This window comes from Vibrio sp. 2132-1 (assembly GCF_033344315.1).
The window spans coordinates 1-535 of sequence record NZ_JAWPON010000779.1; the positions used below are offsets into that span (position 1 = coordinate 1).

Genomic DNA, 535 nt, shown 5'->3' on the forward strand with positions numbered 1-535 from the left:
GTTCAAGCGCTGGTTTAAGTTCTTGGTAAAATGCGTAGCTGATCGAGCGCCCATCCACGGCAATCGCGCTGTTTTCGTCGAGGGTATTCGCAAGCCATTTAGGAATGGTGGGGGTTTCCAGCTGACGCGCTTTGAAAAGGTCTAACCCTGTTCCATGCAATTGTTCTTCTGCTTGAATGTAGTAGCGACCATCTGTCCATAATCCACCGCCTTGTTGAGTTATGACGACAGTACCAGCCGAGCCAGTAAAGCCAGAAATCCACGTGCGTCCAGCCCAATGGTCAGCGGAATACTCACTATTGTGGGGATCATTGTTTGTGACGATGTAGGCCGAAACCTTGTAATTTGCCATTGCGTCGCGTAGCGATGAAAGGCGTTGGTTAACCGAGTTTGTTGTATTCATGAAAACGTCCTAAATCATGTTTGAACAGTAAATATGATGTTGCTCAGTGCCTGTTTTGACTGGGCTTTGCTGCCCACATAGTTCCGTAGCTTCTGGGCATCGGGTTCTAAAAACACAACCGCTTGGTGGGTT

Annotated in this window: 1 protein-coding gene and 1 pseudogene; both read right to left on the reverse strand. The window is 48.2% G+C overall.

What is annotated here, in order from left to right:
* Positions 1 to 403, reverse strand: a 403-nt coding sequence (locus R8N47_RS27950; RefSeq protein WP_318186453.1) for an aminopeptidase P family N-terminal domain-containing protein, incomplete at its 3' end; no start/stop codon positions are given.
* A gap of 9 nt (positions 404 to 412) precedes the next feature.
* Positions 413 to 535 (reverse strand): annotated as a pseudogene (locus R8N47_RS27955) (oligopeptide ABC transporter ATP-binding protein OppF); the annotation flags it as partial.